Below are 15,346 nucleotides of genomic sequence, written 5' to 3'. Positions count from 1 at the left end.
CCATGTCCAAGCTCGCGCGCGCGTGCGCCGTTGCCGTGGTCGTTGCCACATCGCTTGTAGGCGGCATTGCGGCTGCACAGATCCAGGGAGGCGTTGCGCGCAAGGCTGCACCGCCGGCCATCGCCCTCGGCGTTCCGGGTACCAAGTCCGGTGTCAGCCTGCGTTCTTCCTCCACCAGCACATCAGGCTCGGGCAGTTCGTTGAGCTTCGCAAGCGGCCAGCCCGCTCTGCGCTACCAACCTGTGGACCTTCCCACCGCCAAGGACCCGGTGCGACGCGAGGCCGTCAAGGACGGCGCCAAGGAGGCCAACGTCTCGGCGCGAGGTGCAGCCGCTACCGGCAGCACCACGAGCACCCCCGGCACCCCCGGCGAATTCGCTCCCGCCCCCGGCGTCCTTCGCGCCAACATGCCCCCGGTCACCTTCGCCGATGCCCAGCGCATCCTGAAGTCGAGAGTCCTTCCGGCCAACGTCAATCAAGGCGTCACTGCGGCATCCACGGCGACCAAGACCAGCAAGACTTCGAGATCCACCTCCGCCGCAAAGATCTCCGGCGACGCCGCTGCCTCCGGTCCGGCCTCCATCGCCGAGCTCGCCCGGTCCCTGCGCAATCACCCCGACCTCATCTACCAGTACGTGCGCAACAACGTCGAGTACTACCCCACCTTCGGCATCCAGAAGGGTGCCCTCGGCGCCGTGCTCGACAACCAGGCCACCGCCCACGACCAGGCGGCCTTGATGGTCGAGCTGCTGCGCGCCTCCGGCATGGAGGCCAACTACGTGCGCGGCATCGCCAAGCTCAGCGCCGCTCAGTTGACTGAGTGGTGGGGCGTGAGCACCGCCAATGCCTGCGGTGTCCTCTCGCTCCTGGGCCAGGCCCAGATCCCGGTCTACGAGATCAACGCCACCACCGCGGGCAGTTGCCCCGGCACCGTCGCCGCATTGACGGATGTCTCCATCGAGCACGTCTGGGTCAAGACCAAGATCAACGGCAGCTGGTACGTCTTCGACCCGAGCTACAAGCCCCACACCTTCAAGAGCGGCATCGACCTCGCCAGCTACGCCGGCTACAACGCCGCCAACTACCTGGCCTCCGCCCAGAGCGGCGCCACCGTCGCGGCCGACTACGTCCAGAACATCAACCGCAACAACATCCGCTTCAACCTCGAGAAGTACGCTGGCATCCTCGCGGTCTCCCTGCGCACCTCCAAACAAACCGCCACCCTGGACGACGTCCTCGGCGGCAAGACCATCGTCCCCTTCTACGGCGCCTTGCGCCAGACATCACTGCCTTACCAGAACACCGCCTGGGGCAGCGAGGAGCTGGCCGAGCTCCCGGGCTACATGAAGCCCACCCTGCGCGTGCAGTACCAAGGCATCGACCAGACCTACACCTCCGATGCGATCTACGGCAAGCGCCTGACCCTCACCTACAACGGGGCGAATCAACCCATCCTCAAGCTCGATGGCGTCGCCGTCGGTGCGCCCGGCACGGCCGTCACTCCCGGTGCCTCGACCGCCGTCACCTTCACCGTCACCCACAACGCCTACGTCTCCACCTGGGCGAACCACAGCTTCACCCAGAGGATCTTGGGTGGCGGCACCAACACCTTCCTCATTGCGAACGGATGGGGTCCCGCAGGCCGTGGCCCGGCCGAGAACTACCGGCGCGTGTTGAGCGACCTCAAGGCCTCCGGTGCCGCCGACGCTTCCGAACCGCTGCTGGGCAGCACCCTGGGCGTCATCGGCGCCCAGTGGATCGCCCAGAACACCCACGCCGGCACCATCACCGAGCGCATCGCCGACACCACCTTGCTGCACCAGCACCAGGTGGGCATCGTGGGCTACACCGGCAGCGCCTACGTCGACCTGCCCAGCAACGTGCTGGCCGTGGCCAACCTCGCAGGCAACACCGACAAGGAGAGCGCGGCGTTCGCCAACTGGGCCATGCACCTGAGCATCCTCGAGTCCACGGCGGTGCAGCAGACCACCGGGGTTCCGGCCGTATCAACGGTCAAGCTCATGGACCTCGCCTCGGCGGCCGGCCAGCGCATCTACAACGCCACGTCGGCCAACTACGCGAGCGCCGTGCAGCCCAACCTGGTGAACTGCGGGGCGCATCTCGGCAACTTCAGCAGCTATTTGGCCTCCGGGCTGCGCCTGATCCTGCCCGCGCGCTGCGACATCGCCGAGAACAGCTGGAGCGGCGCGGGCTACTTCACCGTGGGCTCGGGCCTTTACCTGGGCTCCGTCATCAGCAATGGCCTGTCGGGCGGCTACGCGACGTACGAGCAGTCGGCAGGGGCGGCCAGCGCGACCGTGGTCCAAGCAACCAGAGAACAAAGCGATCTGACCCAAGCCGGCCCGCAACTCCTCGGCGACCCGATCGACATGGTCCAGGGCCACTTCCTTTACAACCACGAGGACCTCAATGTCGGCGTCGGCAGCTTCCCGCAGAGCCTGGGCTTCCAGCGCCTGTACAGCTCCGGCATGCGCAACCAGAACGGCCCTCTGGGCAAGGGCTGGACCCACAACTTCAACGCCACTGCCGCCGTCAACTCCGATGGCTTCCAAGCCATGGGCGAGGACTCCGCCCTGGATGCCGTGGGCACCATCGTCGAGCACAAGGCCTCCTTCGACCTGCTGATGGACCCGGCACGCCCGCTTGCCAAGCTCGTGGCCGCCACGCTCGGCCAACGCTGGTTCGGCGACCAACTGATCAACAACACCGTGGTGGTGACCCAGGGTCTCAATGCCGAGGTGTTCGTCAAGCTGCCCGACGGAACCGGCATGTACAACCCGCCCCCTGGCAAATCCGGCAAGCTGACGAAGAGCACCGACGGCACCTACGCGTATGAGTTCCTCAACCGCGCCGCCCTGAAGTTCAACGCCGCCGGCAAGGCCGAAACCTACACCGAGCCCAGCGGCGTCCAGGCCAAGTTCACCTACTCGGGCAACGACCTCGCGCAGGTCCAGAACAGCCTGGGCCGCACGTTGACCTTTACTAACGCCAACGGGCGCATCGCGCAGGTCAGCGACGGAACGCGCTCCGTGAGCTTCGGCTACGACGCCAACTCGAACCTCGCCACCTTCACCAACACACTGGGTCAAGGCACGACCTTCTCGTACACCCTACCGGGACAGATCCGCAGCATCTACAACCCCAGCCTCCCGGCCACCGCCGCGCTCACCAACACCTACGACAGCCTCGGGCGCGTGAAGAACCAGGTGAATGCGCGGGGCAAGAGCTACGACTACTACTTCGCCGGATCTCGAACCGAGGAAGTGGGTCCGGGCGCAGTCGCCCGCACCAGCTATCTCGATGGGCAGGGCAATGTCATTCAGTTCAGCACCCCCGCGGGCAACTGGACCACCAACACCTACGACGGCCAGTCGCGACTGATCCGCAAGCAACTCCCCGAGGGCAACGCCACCGAGTACGCCTACGACGACGCTACCTGCACCAACCCGACGTTCCGCTGCACGCACAACGTCCAGAGCATCACCAGCATTGCCAAGCCCGGCAGCGGCCTGGCCAACCGGGTGCAGCGCTTCTACTACGAGAACGCCTTCAACAAGGTGGCCACCGCCATCGACGCGCGGGGCAAAACCACCACCTACACCTACACCGCGCAAGGCCTGCCGCTGGCCATCACCGCGCCGGCCGATGCGGCCGGAGTGGCACCTCAGACCACCTACGCCTACAGCGCCTTCACGCCGAGCGGCTTCCCGAGCTTCTACCTGCCGAGCTCGCAGACCGTCAAGACCAGCGCCAGCAACAGCGTGGTGACCGCCACCACCTACAACGCTGCGAACAAGTACGTGCCGCAGACCAGCACGGTTGATGCGGGCACCGGCAAGCTGAATCTGACGACCAGCTTTACGTATGACCTGACCGGAAACCTTACCGGGGTCGATGGGCCCCGCACCGATGTGGCGGACACGATCGCCACGGCTTACGACACTGAGCGCCGGCCTACGCAGGTCACCGATGCGGTGGGCAAGCAGAGCCGCGTGGCCTATGACGCGGACGGCCGCGCGGTCAAGAGCGCGGCGCAGCAGGGGACTCAATGGCTCGTGAGCTGCCGCCGCTACAGCGAGACCGGCAAGGTCACCCGGACTTGGGGCCCGGGCGTCACCGCCGCGGCCACGACCTGTCCGACCGAAGCGGCTCCCGTCCCCATCACCGACACGGCCTACGACGACCTGGACCGGCCGTTCCGGACGACCCAGTACCTCGCCGCCGCCGATGGGGGCAACCGCGTCACCGAGACCGTCTACAACCTCGACGACACCGTGCAGGCGATCAACAAGGCCGTGGGCACGGCACTGGCCCAGGCTTATGCGACCTACACCTACACGCCCAACGGCAATGTCGATTCGGTCAAGGACGCCAAGAACAACCTCACCGTCCACACCTACGACGGCTTCGACCGGCTCGCCAGGACGTACTACCCGCTGCCGGCCACCCCTCTCTACGGCAACGCGAACGACTACGAGGAGAACGCGTACGACGCCAACGGCAACATCATCTCGATGCGCAGGCGCAACGGGCAGGTGGTCACTCAGGCCTGGGACAACCTCAACCGCCTGAGCACACGCAGCTATCCCAACACCGCCGACAACGTCCAGTTCGGCTACGACCTGCGAGGGCTGCGCACCTCGGCCCAGTTCGCCAACGGCACGCACGCCATCAGCTACGCCTGGGACAACGCCGGGCGCCTCGCGAGCACCACCGCGGGCGGCAAGACCCTGAGCCAACAGTACGACGCCGCGGGCAACCGCATCCGCACCACGTGGCCCGATGCGTTCTACACGACCACCAGCTACGACGCGGCCAACCGGCCGAGCGTCATCCAGGAGAACGGCAGCGTCAGCCTCGCCAGCTACGCCTACGACGACCTGGGACGGCGCACCACCGTGACGCTCGGCAATGGGACCACCATCCAGCGCAGCTACGACAACCAGGGGGCACTCGCCACGCTGAAGAACTTCCTCGCTTCGCCGTCTCAGGAAGTGCAATACAGCTACACGCGCAACCAAGTCAGAGAACTCAAGAGCGTCGCCTGGACCAACAACCTGTACCAGTGGAGCGGGGCAAGCGCGGGCACGAAGAGCTACACCAGCAATGGGCTGAACCAGTACACCGCGGCGGGTGGCGCAACGCAGAGCTACGACGCCAACGGCAACCTCACGGGCGATGGCACCTGGAGCTATGGCTACGACCTGGACAACCGGCTGAAGACGGCGAGCAAGACGGGCACTGCAGCGACCTTGAGCTATGACGCGGAAGGGCGCCTGCGGCAAACGGCGATCGGAGCCAGCACGGCGAACCTGCTGTACGACGTGGTGAACCTGATCGCCGAGTACGACGCGGCGGGCACGACGCTGCAACGACGCTATGTACATGGCCCCGGCACCGACGAGCCGATCGTCTGGTACGAAGGATCAGGCACCACGGCCAAGAACTGGTTCTACGCGGACCACCTGGGCAGCATCGTGGCCACGGCCAATGCGACAGGCGCCTCCACGGGCACCTACAGCTACGGGCCCTACGGCGAGCCGAACACGGCGACGGGACCGAGGTTCCGGTACACCGGCCAGCAGCTCATCGGCGAGCTGGGGCTGTACTACTACAAGGCACGCTTTTACTTGCCGGGCCTCGGCAGGTTCCTGCAGACGGACCCGATTGGCTACAAAGACGATGTCAACCTGTACGCCTACGTGGGCAACAACCCGGCAAACCGGACGGACCCCTCCGGATTGAGAGCCAGCGAAGCAGCAGCGCTGGCTGCTGGCGTTGGAGGAGCTGGTAGCGGATCGGGCCCGGCGGACTACGTCATCGGCAGTGGCTCCGATCCCAACATGATCAGGACCAATGCTGCTGTGGTTGGGGTGCCTGTGATAGGTGGCCTTCTGGTCTGCCAGGCAATGCCTTCGTGCCGCGACGGCCTCGCGCAAGGAGCGGCTGCGCTTGGGAATTGGATGTTTAATGACGGAGTCGACGCCCAAGCAGATGGGGCCTCCACGGGCAAGGAGAAGGATGTGCCCAATCGCGGTGAGCCGGGAGGCACAAAGGAAGGTCAGCGCCGCACAAGGGAATACGGACTAGACGGCGTTCCAATGCGGGACTACGACAAGCCACATCAAGGCTACGAACGGCCCCATGTCCATGAGTGGCAGAACGGAGTTCGGGAGCATCCGGGGCGTGACTATTCGCCGTGGCCGAAGCAAGGGGATTGACATGAGTAACTGGGACTCTTTGGTTGAGGCGACTATCGACGCCGTCTACGTTGATTCGGTGTGCAACAAAATCTGCATTGAGTTGACATGCGCCTGGGAAAGCAAGGACCGAGTGCGAATCGTAGCGACAGGCGTCGATGATTTCGTTGTGAATGAAATGCGGCTCTCGAACATTGTTGATCGAGTGCGCCGATACGAGGCGAACGCCAGCAATGGCGAAGACCTTGAGATTGCGCGACGCTTGTTCTTCTTGATGCGGGGGGAAGAGCCGAGCGCGTTGGACTTGGAATGGCCTGCTCTTCGAGAGAAACTGACTCGCGTCCAAAAGGGAGCGCTCGCATTGCTCGAGATCGAGCCGGTCTACGGCGCAACGATCCTGGTTCTGGCTGAAGACTTCAGGATTGAGAATGCGCTGAAAACGACTCTGTCCAGAATGTGAGGAACAACCTCAACGTCCACATCTATAGCGATCAATCGGTAGGACACGTCAAAGGCGGCGCAACGATCATAGAGGATCATCCAGAACGGATCGTCACAATCGCACGAGGGTTGGTGTGCTCACCCTGAACCAATTCGCGAGCCGGTAAGAATTGACGGACGGGATTTCACGGGGCACTCACTCGGCCAAATCCAGGGGCGCGGAGTTACGCCGACGCGGGTCGATGACAGGCGGCGCGAAGTTGTGCGGGGACTCGTGGAGCCCTTGATATCGAGGTAGTCGTTGAGCCCAACGGCCGCTCCGGTCACATCAACCATCCAACTCCGGATAGCATCTGAAAATGCCCTCCTCATTGAATGCGATGCGCCGTGCACTCTGTAGGTACTCACGCACCCGCTGCCGTCGCGCGATGTTCGCGTGCAGCTTGACCACAGCCGGCGTACGCGCCAGCGCCCGCGACGTCGCCTTCGGGAAGGCGTAACGCAGGCCCGCCACCAGCTGGAACAGCGAGAGGTCGGCGTAGGTCAGGCTGTCCCCCACCAGGTGCAGGTCGCCCGCCGGGTTGCGTTGCAACACGCGCTCGAACCAGTCCAGGTACTTCGGAATCCGCTCCTCGCGGAAGCACTTGGCGCGCGCCTGCGCGGCCTCGCGCTGGTCCTCGTAGTAGTCGCCGACGGAAATCGGGTGGTGCGCGTCGTGCGCTTCGGCCACGACGTCGGCAATGGTGAGCTGCAACTGGTGCGTCCAGAGGGCGTCACGCTCGCCGGTGCCGGCCAACCCGAGGCGCGGGCCCAGGTACAGGAGGATCGCGGCCGTCTGGCCGACCACGATGTCGCCGTCGACCAGGAAGGGCGGCGCGAAGGAAGCGCGCGGATTGTCAAGATCGCTCAGCCGCCGTCCCAAGGCCGCCTCGCCGCCGCCCCGGCCCGCCGGCTCGCGCGCAACGTCGACGTACTCGGCGCCGGCCGCCTCGAGTGCGAGCCGCACGAATTCGCCGCGGCCCTGGATGGTGGGCCAGTAGTGGAGCTGATAAGTCACGTCGCGTCCTTTCGCGCGCATGCTATCGCGCCACGTTTCTCCGTCAACGCCCCCAGCGCAGCACCATCGGATCGAGCCGCCTGGCCGTCTCGATCAGCCCCTTGCGCGTCTCCGGATGCAGCGCCGGCCACGGGTGGCGCGGCGCCTCGCAGGCGATCACGCCGCCCTCCTTCATCAGCGCCTTGGCGGCCAGGAAGCCCGCCTGCCGGTTCTCGTAGTTGATCAGCGGCAGCCAACGCTCGTAGAGCGCATAGGCCCGCTCGCGGTCTCCGTTGCGATGTGCCTCGATGATGGGGCGGATGCCATCGGGATAGCCCCCGCCCGTCATCGACCCCGTGGCGCCGGCGTCCAGGTCGGGCAGCAGCGTGATCGCCTCTTCGCCATCCCAAGGCCCCTCGATCGCCTGGCCACCCAGGCGGATCAGCTCCCGCAGCTTCGATGCGGCACCCGCAGTCTCGATCTTGAAGTAGGCGACATGCTCGATCTCCACGGCCAGGCGCGCGAGGAACGAAGCCGACAGCGGCGTGCCGCTCGCCGGCGCATCCTGGATCATGATGGGGATGTCGATGGCGTCCGACAGGCGCGCATAGAACTGCTGGATCTGCGGCTCGATGCAGCGGAAGGTGGCGCCGTGGTAGGGCGGCATCACCATCACCATGGCAGCGCCCATGTCCTGCGCACGGCGACTGCGCTCGGCGCAGACGCGGGTGCTGGTGTGCGTGGTGGTGACGATCACCGGCACACGGCCCGCGACATGTTCGAGCACGGCGCGCGTGAGCACCTCGCGCTCCTCGTCCGATAGCAGGAACTGCTCGGAGAAGTTCGCCAGGATGCAGATGCCGTCCGAGCCGGCGTCGATCATGAAGTCGATGCAGCGCTTCTGGCTCTCGAGGTCGAGCTCGCCGGATTCGGTGAAGGTGGTAGGCGCGACGGGATAGATGCCGCGATGGCGGGGGTTGTCGAGGGTCATGCTGGCTCCACGGAGAAGAGGCCGATCGAAGCGATCGGAAAGTCAGTGCGAGTGCCGCGGCACCTCGGCACCGCGGCAGCCCACCAGGAAGTCGAAGTCGCATCCCTCGTCGGCCTGCAGCACATGGTCGATGTACAGGCGCCGGTAGCCGCCCCGTGCCTTGGCGGCGGGCGGCTCGTCGGTCCGTTCGGCCGACGCCGCCAGCGCGGCCAGGCGAGCGGCGAGTTCCTCGTCGCTGATATCCAGGTGCAGGCGCCCCCCTTCGCAGTCCAGCTCAATCCAGTCGCCATCGCGCACCGCCGCAAGCGGACCGCCTGCCGCGGCCTCGGGCGCGACATGCAGCACCACCGTGCCGTAGGCGGTGCCGCTCATGCGCGCGTCGGAGATGCGCACCATGTCCTTGACACCCTGGCGCAGCAGCTTGGGCGGCAGGCCCATGTTGCCGACCTCGGCCATGCCGGGATAGCCGCGGGGGCCGCAGTTCTTCATCACCAGCACCGAGCTCGCGTCGACGTCCAAGGACTCGTCGTCGATGCGCTGCTTGTAATGGTCGAAGTCCTCGAACACCACCGCACGCCCCCGGTGCTGCAGCAGTTCGGGCGTGGCGGCGGAGGGCTTGAGCACCGCGCCGCGCGGCGACAGGTTGCCGCGCAGGATGCGGATGCTGCCGTCGTCCATCAGCGGCCGGTCGAGCGGGCGGATCACCTCGTCGTCGTAGCTGGGCGCCTCGCGCACGTTGTCCCACAGCGTGCGGCCGTTGACGGTGAGCGCGCCCGGATGCGGCAGCAGCCCCGCCTCGCCCAGCCGGCGCAGCACCGCGGGCAGGCCACCCGCGTAATAGAACTCCTCCATGAGGAAGCGCCCCGAAGGCAGCAGGTCGACGATGGTCGGCGTGCCGCGGCCGATGCGGGTCCAGTCTTCCAGCGCCAGTTCGACGCCGATGCGCCCGGCGATGGCCTTGAGGTGGATCACCGCGTTGGTCGATCCGCCGATCGCCGCATTCACGCGGATGGCGTTCTCGAAGGCTTCGCGCGTGAGGATCTTCGACAGCGTCAGGCCCTCGCGCGCCATGGCGACCGCACGCGCGCCCGACATCTGCGCCAGCACGTAGCGGCGCGCATCGACCGCCGGGATCGCCGCGTTGTGCGGCAGCGATGTGCCCAGCGCCTCCGCCATGCAGGCCATGGTCGAGGCCGTGCCCATGGTGTTGCAGGTGCCGGCCGAGCGCGACATGCCGCCTTCGGCCGCGAGAAAGTGGTGCAGGTCGATCTCGCCCGCCTTCAACGACTCGTGCAGCTGCCACACCGCCGTCCCCGAGCCGATGTTGCGTCCCTCGAGCTTGCCGTTGAGCATCGGCCCGCCGGTCACAACGATCGCAGGGATGTCGCAGCTGGCCGCGCCCATCAGCAGCGCAGGCGTGGTCTTGTCGCAACCCGTGAGCAGCACCACCGCATCGATCGGGTTGCCGCGGATCGCCTCCTCCACGTCCATGCTCGCAAGATTGCGCGTGAACATCGCAGTCGGCCGCAGGTTCGACTCGCCATTGGAAAACACCGGGAACTCCACCGGGAAGCCGCCGGCCTCCGAGATGCCGCGCTTCACATGCTCGGCAATCTTGCGGAAGTGCGCGTTGCACGGCGTGAGCTCCGACCAGGTGTTGCAGATGCCGACAATGGGCCGGCCGTCGAACTCGTGGTCCGGAATGCCCTGGTTCTTCATCCAGCTGCGGTACATGAAGCCGTTCTTGTCGGCCGGGCCGAACCATTGGGCGGAACGTAGTTTCTTGGGAGCATCCGGCATGGGCGGGCTTTCTCGGGAACGGTGGTGGAAGAGGCTCAGCGCCGCGGCGCGCGCGCCGTGAAGAAGCGCTGCAGCAGGCAGAAGAAGAAGAGCAGAGCGCCCACGACGATGCGCGTCCACCAGGAGCTCAGCGTGCCGTCGAAGGCGATCAGCGTCTGGATGATTCCGAGCGTGAGCACGCCGAACAGCGTGCCGGCCACATAACCCACGCCGCCGGTCAGCAGCGTGCCGCCGATCACTACGGCCGCGATGGCGTCGAGCTCCAGCCCCATCGCGTGCAGCCCATAGCCCGAGAGCATGTAGAAGGTGAAGATCACGCCCGCCAGCGCCGAGCAGAAGCCCGAGAGCGCATACACCCCGACGAGCGTGGAGCGCACCGGCAAGCCCATCAGCATCGCCGAGTGCTCGCTCCCGCCGATCGCGTAGACGGTGCGGCCGAAGGGCGTCCAGTGGGCGACGAACACCGCGAGCACCAGCACCGCCAGGGCGATCAAGGCGCTGACCGACAGCGAAGCCCCGAAGCCCACCGGAATGCGCAGCTGGGAAACGGACGAATAGAGCTCGTTGGTGATGCTGATCGAATCGATGCTGATCAGGTAGCAGAGCCCGCGTGCCAGGAACATGCCCGCGAGCGTGACGATGAAGGGCTGCAGCCGGAAGCGCTCGATCAGCACGCCCATCACCCCGCCGAAGGCCGTGCCCATCAGCAGCACCAGCGGGATCACCGCAGCGGGGTGCCAGCCCTGCTTCTCGACCAGCGACGCCGAAACCATGGTCGTCAGCGCGATGACCGATCCCACCGACAGGTCGATGCCGCCCGACAGGATCACGAAGCTCATGCCGACGGCCACCACGATCAGGAAGGCGTTGTCGATCAGCAGGTTGAGGAAGACCTGCGCCGAGAAGAAGCCGTCGTAGAGCACCGAGCCGAGCGCGGCCATCCCGACGAAAAGCGAGATGGTGGCGGCCAGCGGCAGGTACTTGGGGTTGAAGCGCGGGTGCCGTGTCGTGCCGGCCGCTGCACCGGGCACGGCCGTCTCGTGCTCTCGCATCACAGCGCTCATCGGTCCGCTCCTTCGAGCGCCGGGCGCCGCGCCAGGCTGCCGACTGCAGCACGGAACTCCGGCGACTGCAGCAGCATCACTGCGAACACCACCGCCGCCTTCACAACCAGGTTGATCTCGGGCGGTACGCCCAGCGAGTAGATCGCATAGGTCAGCGTCTGGATGATGAGCGCGCCGATCACGCTGCCCACCAGGCTGAATCGCCCGCCGGTAAGCGCGGTACCGCCCAGCGTGACGGCCAGGATCGCGTCGAGCTCGAGCAGCTGGCCGGCGTTGTTGCCGTCCGCGCTCTTCACGTTCGAGCTGATCAAGAGCCCCGCGACGCCCGCGCATGCGCCGCAGAAGGCATACGCGCCCACGACCAGGCGGCGCGCTTGCACACCGGCCACGCGCGCCGCCGTCGGGTTGATGCCCACCGCCTGGATGAACAGGCCGAGCGCGGTGCGCGTGAGCGCGAGATAGAGCACGATGAACACCATCGCCGCGACGAAAAGCGAGAACGGCAAGCCCAGCAGGTAGCCGCTGCCCAGGAAGAAGAAGGGCTGGTAGTAGATGGTGATGATCTGTCCACCGGTGATGAGCTGCGCGATGCCGCGGCCCGCCACCATCAGGATCAGCGTGGCGATGATGGGCTGCATGCCCACGCGTGCGACCAGCAGGCCGTTCCACAACCCGCAAACCAGGGCCACGCCGATGGCCGAGGCGATGGCCACCGGCATCGGAAAGCGGCTGACGTTGCCCGAGACGGAGCCGCCGATCATCCAGGCCGCGAGCGCCGCCGCGATGGCGACCACCGCGCCCACCGAGATGTCGATGCCGCGCGTCGCGATCACCAGCGTCATGCCCAGCGAGACCAGCACGAGAGGCGCCGCGCGGTTGAGGATGTCGATCAGGCTGCCGTAGAGATGGCCGTCGCGCCACTCGAGGCGCAGGAAGCCGGGGTTGAATGCCGCGTTGAGCGCGAGCAGCAGTGCCAACGTGAGCAGCGGCCAAACGAGCCGGTGCCGCAAGGCCGTGGCCGCGAAACCAGAAGAGGGAGCGGTGCTCACTGGAGCGGCCGTGCGGCTCATGGCGTGGCCGCGATCATTTCGCATACATCTTCCTCGCTGCTGCCGGCGGGCAGTTCGCCCACCTTGCGGCGGTCCCGGAGCACCACGATGCGGTGCGCCACGCGCACCACCTCGCTCATCTCCGACGAGATGAAGAGCACCGCCATGCCGGCCTGCGCGAGCCGCAGGATCTGGTCCATGATTTCCTGCTTGGCCCCGACGTCGATTCCGCGCGTCGGCTCGTCGAGGATCAGCAGCCGAGGCTCGGTGGCGAGCCAGCGCGCGATCATGGCCTTCTGCTGGTTTCCGCCGGAGAGCAGGCCGATCGGCGTCTCGATGCTCGCCGTCTTGATGCCGAGCGCAGCCACGTAGCGCTCGGCCAGCGCGGTCTGATCCGCGCGCGAGAGGAAGCGCCGTGCGCCCCGCCTCGCCTGCAGCGCCAGCACGATGTTCTCGCGCACCGACAGCTCCGCCACGATGCCGTCGGTCTTGCGCTCCTCCGGGCACAGCGCCAGGCCGTGCCGCACCGCGTCGGCCGGGCTGGCGAAGCGCACCCACTCGCCATCGATGCGCAGCTGCCCGCGGTCGGGCACCTCCAGGCCGAAGAGCAGCCGCGCGAGTTCCGTTCGCCCGGCACCCAGCAGGCCGGCGAGGCCGACGATCTCGCCGGCGCGAATGCGCAGGTCGATCGGCTGCAGCAGCCCCGACTGGCCGAGGCCCTGCGTTTCCAGCATCGCGGGGCTGTCGATGGCGACCACGGGCAGCGCAGCCGGCCGCGCCGACTGCGCCGCCAACTCACGCCCGAGCATCGCGGCGATCAGCGCCTGCGGCCCCAGCTCGCTCGCCCGCCACTCGCCGACCCACGCGCCGTTGCGCAGCACGGTAATGCGGTCCGACACCTCGTACACCTGGTTCAGGAAGTGCGTGACGAACACGATCGCCAGGCCTTCACCGCGCAGCCGGCGCAGCACCTCGAAGAGCTTGCGCACCTCGTCATCGTCCAGGCTGGAGGTCGGCTCATCGAGGATCAGCACCTTGGAGGACAGGCCGAGTGCGCGCGCGATTGCGACCATCTGCTGCACCGCCACCGGGTAGCTCGACAGCAGCCGGCCAACGTCGATCTCCAGCCCGATGCGCGCCAGCAGCTCGCGCGCACGCCGGTGCACGGCCGACCAGTCGATGCGAAAGCCCTCGATCGCGCCGCGGCGCGGATAGCGGCCTGCGAACACGTTCTCGGCCACCGAGAGGTTAGGACAGAGATTGACCTCCTGGTAGACGGTGCTGATGCCCAGCTTCTGCGCCTCCAGCGGCGAGGCGGGCCGGATCGGCTGCCCTTCCAGCCGCATGGTGCCGCCGCCCGAGGGCAGCGCGCCGGTGAGTACCTTGATCAGCGTGGACTTGCCCGCGCCGTTCTGCCCCATCAGCGCATGGATCTCGCCCGCATGCAGGCGCAACTGAACGTCGCGCAGCGCGCTGACGCCGGCAAACTGCTTGTGGATGCCCGAGAGTTCCAGGACCGGCTGCATGTCTGCACTCATCGCGGCCTCACTTGTTCTTGTTGTACACGTCGACGAACACCGCCGCCAGCAGCACGAGGCCCTTGATGACCTGCTGGTAGTCGATGCCGACGCCGAGGATCGACATGCCGTTGTTCATCACGCCCATCACGAAGGCGCCGATCACCGCGCCCATCACCTTGCCCACGCCGCCCGAGGCCGAGGCGCCGCCGATGAAGCAGGCCGCGATCACGTCCAGCTCGAAGCCCAGGCCCGCCTTGGGCGTGGCGGTGTTCAGGCGCGCCGCGAACACCAGCCCTGCCAGCGCGGCCAGCACGCCCATGTTGACGAAGGCCAGGAAGGCCAGGCGCTGCGTCTTGATGCCCGAGAGCCGCGCCGCCTTCTCGTTGCCGCCGAGCGCATAGATGCGGCGCCCGACCGTGGTCCGCGTGGTCACGAAGTCGTAGGCCACGATCAGCACCGCCATCACGATCAGCACGTTGGGCAGCCCCTTGTACGAAGCCAGCAGCCAGCTGAAGAACAGGATGATGGCCGCGAACAGCACGTTCTTCAGCAGGAAGAAGGCGAAGGGCTCCGCCTCCATGCCGTGGCGCGCCAGCCGGGCGCGTCCGCGCAGCTTGAAGAACACGAGGGCCCCAGCGGCCAACGCGCCGAGGAGCAGCGAGGTCAGCCGCAGCCCACTGGTCGCCAGGCCTTCGGGGATGAAGCCCGAGCTCAGGCGCTGGAAAGCGACCGGAAAGGGGCCGACCGATTGCCCCGCCAGGAGCGCCAGCGTCAGGCCCTTGAACACCAGCATGCCCGCCAGCGTGACGATGAAGGACGGGATGCGAAAGTAGGCGACGAACCAGCCCTGTGCGGCACCAACCGCGCCACCGGCGATCAGGCAGGCGAGAAAGGTGGGAACGAAATGCCACTCGTACTCCACCATCAGCACCGCCGCCAGCGCGCCGATGAAGCCACACACGGAGCCCACCGACAGGTCGATGTGGCCGGCCACGATCACCAGCAGCATGCCCAGCGCCATGATCACGATATAGCTGTTCTGCAGCACCAGGTTGGTGAGGTTGAGCGGCTGCAGCAGCGTGCCGTCCGTCAGCACCTGGAACAGCACCATGATCGCGACCAGCGAGATCAGCATGCCGTACTCGCGCAGGTTGCTCTTCAGGAATCCCTGATGGATGGAGGCCTTCGCGGCAGCGCCCTCCATGCCCGTGACGGCCTTTGCCG

The 15,346-nt window shown here is 66.8% G+C and carries 9 protein-coding genes; 2 read left to right on the top strand and 7 right to left on the bottom strand.

The features are described 5' to 3' along the window. Positions 1–2: 2 nt before the first annotated feature. Positions 3–6,242: an RHS repeat-associated core domain-containing protein gene (locus G3W89_RS02615; protein ID WP_162572641.1), complete on the top strand. Its 6,240-nt coding sequence runs from the start codon at positions 3–5 to the stop codon at positions 6,240–6,242. A gap of 1 nt (position 6,243) precedes the next feature. Continuing rightward, positions 6,244–6,681, top strand: coding sequence for a hypothetical protein (locus G3W89_RS02610; protein ID WP_162572640.1), 438 nt, complete (start codon positions 6,244–6,246; stop codon positions 6,679–6,681). Positions 6,682–6,990: 309 nt separating this feature from the next. On the opposite strand, the gene G3W89_RS02605 is transcribed toward G3W89_RS02610, so the two are convergent. From G3W89_RS02605 to mmsB, 7 genes are read right to left on the bottom strand one after another with little or no spacing between them, the layout of a single operon-like run. Next, positions 6,991–7,719, bottom strand: a complete 729-nt coding sequence (locus G3W89_RS02605; protein ID WP_162572639.1) for a glutathione S-transferase — start codon at positions 7,717–7,719, stop codon at positions 6,991–6,993. 43 nt (positions 7,720–7,762) lie between these two features. Then, a complete protein-coding gene (locus tag G3W89_RS02600; RefSeq protein ID WP_162572638.1) occupies positions 7,763–8,689 on the bottom strand; it encodes a dihydrodipicolinate synthase family protein in 927 nt (308 codons plus the stop codon). Positions 8,690–8,731: 42 nt separating this feature from the next. Beyond that, the gene (locus tag G3W89_RS02595; RefSeq protein ID WP_162572637.1) at positions 8,732–10,489 is read right to left on the bottom strand and encodes an IlvD/Edd family dehydratase; all 1,758 of its coding nucleotides are present in this window, start codon (positions 10,487–10,489) and stop codon (positions 8,732–8,734) included. 35 nt (positions 10,490–10,524) lie between these two features. After that, positions 10,525–11,553 carry a galactofuranose ABC transporter, permease protein YjfF gene (gene yjfF / locus G3W89_RS02590; RefSeq protein WP_162572636.1) on the bottom strand — a complete coding sequence of 343 codons (1,029 nt, stop codon included), beginning with the start codon at positions 11,551–11,553 and terminating at the stop codon, positions 10,525–10,527. Beyond that, a complete protein-coding gene (locus G3W89_RS02585; RefSeq protein ID WP_162577290.1) occupies positions 11,550–12,623 on the bottom strand; it encodes an ABC transporter permease in 1,074 nt (357 codons plus the stop codon). The genes yjfF and G3W89_RS02585 overlap by 4 nt, the downstream gene beginning before the upstream one ends. After that, positions 12,620–14,140, bottom strand: a complete 1,521-nt coding sequence (locus tag G3W89_RS02580; protein ID WP_162572635.1) for a sugar ABC transporter ATP-binding protein — start codon at positions 14,138–14,140, stop codon at positions 12,620–12,622. The genes G3W89_RS02585 and G3W89_RS02580 overlap by 4 nt, the downstream gene beginning before the upstream one ends. 7 nt (positions 14,141–14,147) lie before the next feature. Further along, positions 14,148–15,326, bottom strand: coding sequence for a multiple monosaccharide ABC transporter permease (gene mmsB, locus G3W89_RS02575; RefSeq protein WP_197893591.1), 1,179 nt, complete (start codon positions 15,324–15,326; stop codon positions 14,148–14,150). Between the last annotated feature and the right edge of the window lie 20 nt (positions 15,327–15,346).

The sequence above is a fragment of the Variovorax sp. PBL-H6 genome, from assembly GCF_901827155.1.
GTDB lineage: Bacteria > Pseudomonadota > Gammaproteobacteria > Burkholderiales > Burkholderiaceae_C > Variovorax.
Note: the sequence above shows the minus strand (reverse complement) of the source record. Positions and strands in the feature narration are given on the sequence as shown.

Excerpts from the sequence above, each read along its gene's own strand:
- G3W89_RS02615 (WP_162572641.1), top strand. The coding sequence starts at position 3 with ATGTCCAAGCTCGCGCGCGCGTGCGCCGTTGCCGTGGTCGTTGCCACA.
- mmsB (WP_197893591.1), bottom strand. The coding sequence starts at position 15,326 with ATGGAGGGCGCTGCCGCGAAGGCCTCCATCCATCAGGGATTCCTGAAG.
- yjfF (WP_162572636.1), bottom strand. The coding sequence starts at position 11,553 with ATGAGCGCTGTGATGCGAGAGCACGAGACGGCCGTGCCCGGTGCAGCG.
- G3W89_RS02610 (WP_162572640.1), top strand. The coding sequence starts at position 6,244 with ATGAGTAACTGGGACTCTTTGGTTGAGGCGACTATCGACGCCGTCTAC.
- G3W89_RS02595 (WP_162572637.1), bottom strand. The coding sequence starts at position 10,489 with ATGCCGGATGCTCCCAAGAAACTACGTTCCGCCCAATGGTTCGGCCCG.
- G3W89_RS02580 (WP_162572635.1), bottom strand. The coding sequence starts at position 14,140 with ATGAGTGCAGACATGCAGCCGGTCCTGGAACTCTCGGGCATCCACAAG.
- G3W89_RS02600 (WP_162572638.1), bottom strand. The coding sequence starts at position 8,689 with ATGACCCTCGACAACCCCCGCCATCGCGGCATCTATCCCGTCGCGCCT.
- G3W89_RS02585 (WP_162577290.1), bottom strand. The coding sequence starts at position 12,623 with ATGAGCCGCACGGCCGCTCCAGTGAGCACCGCTCCCTCTTCTGGTTTC.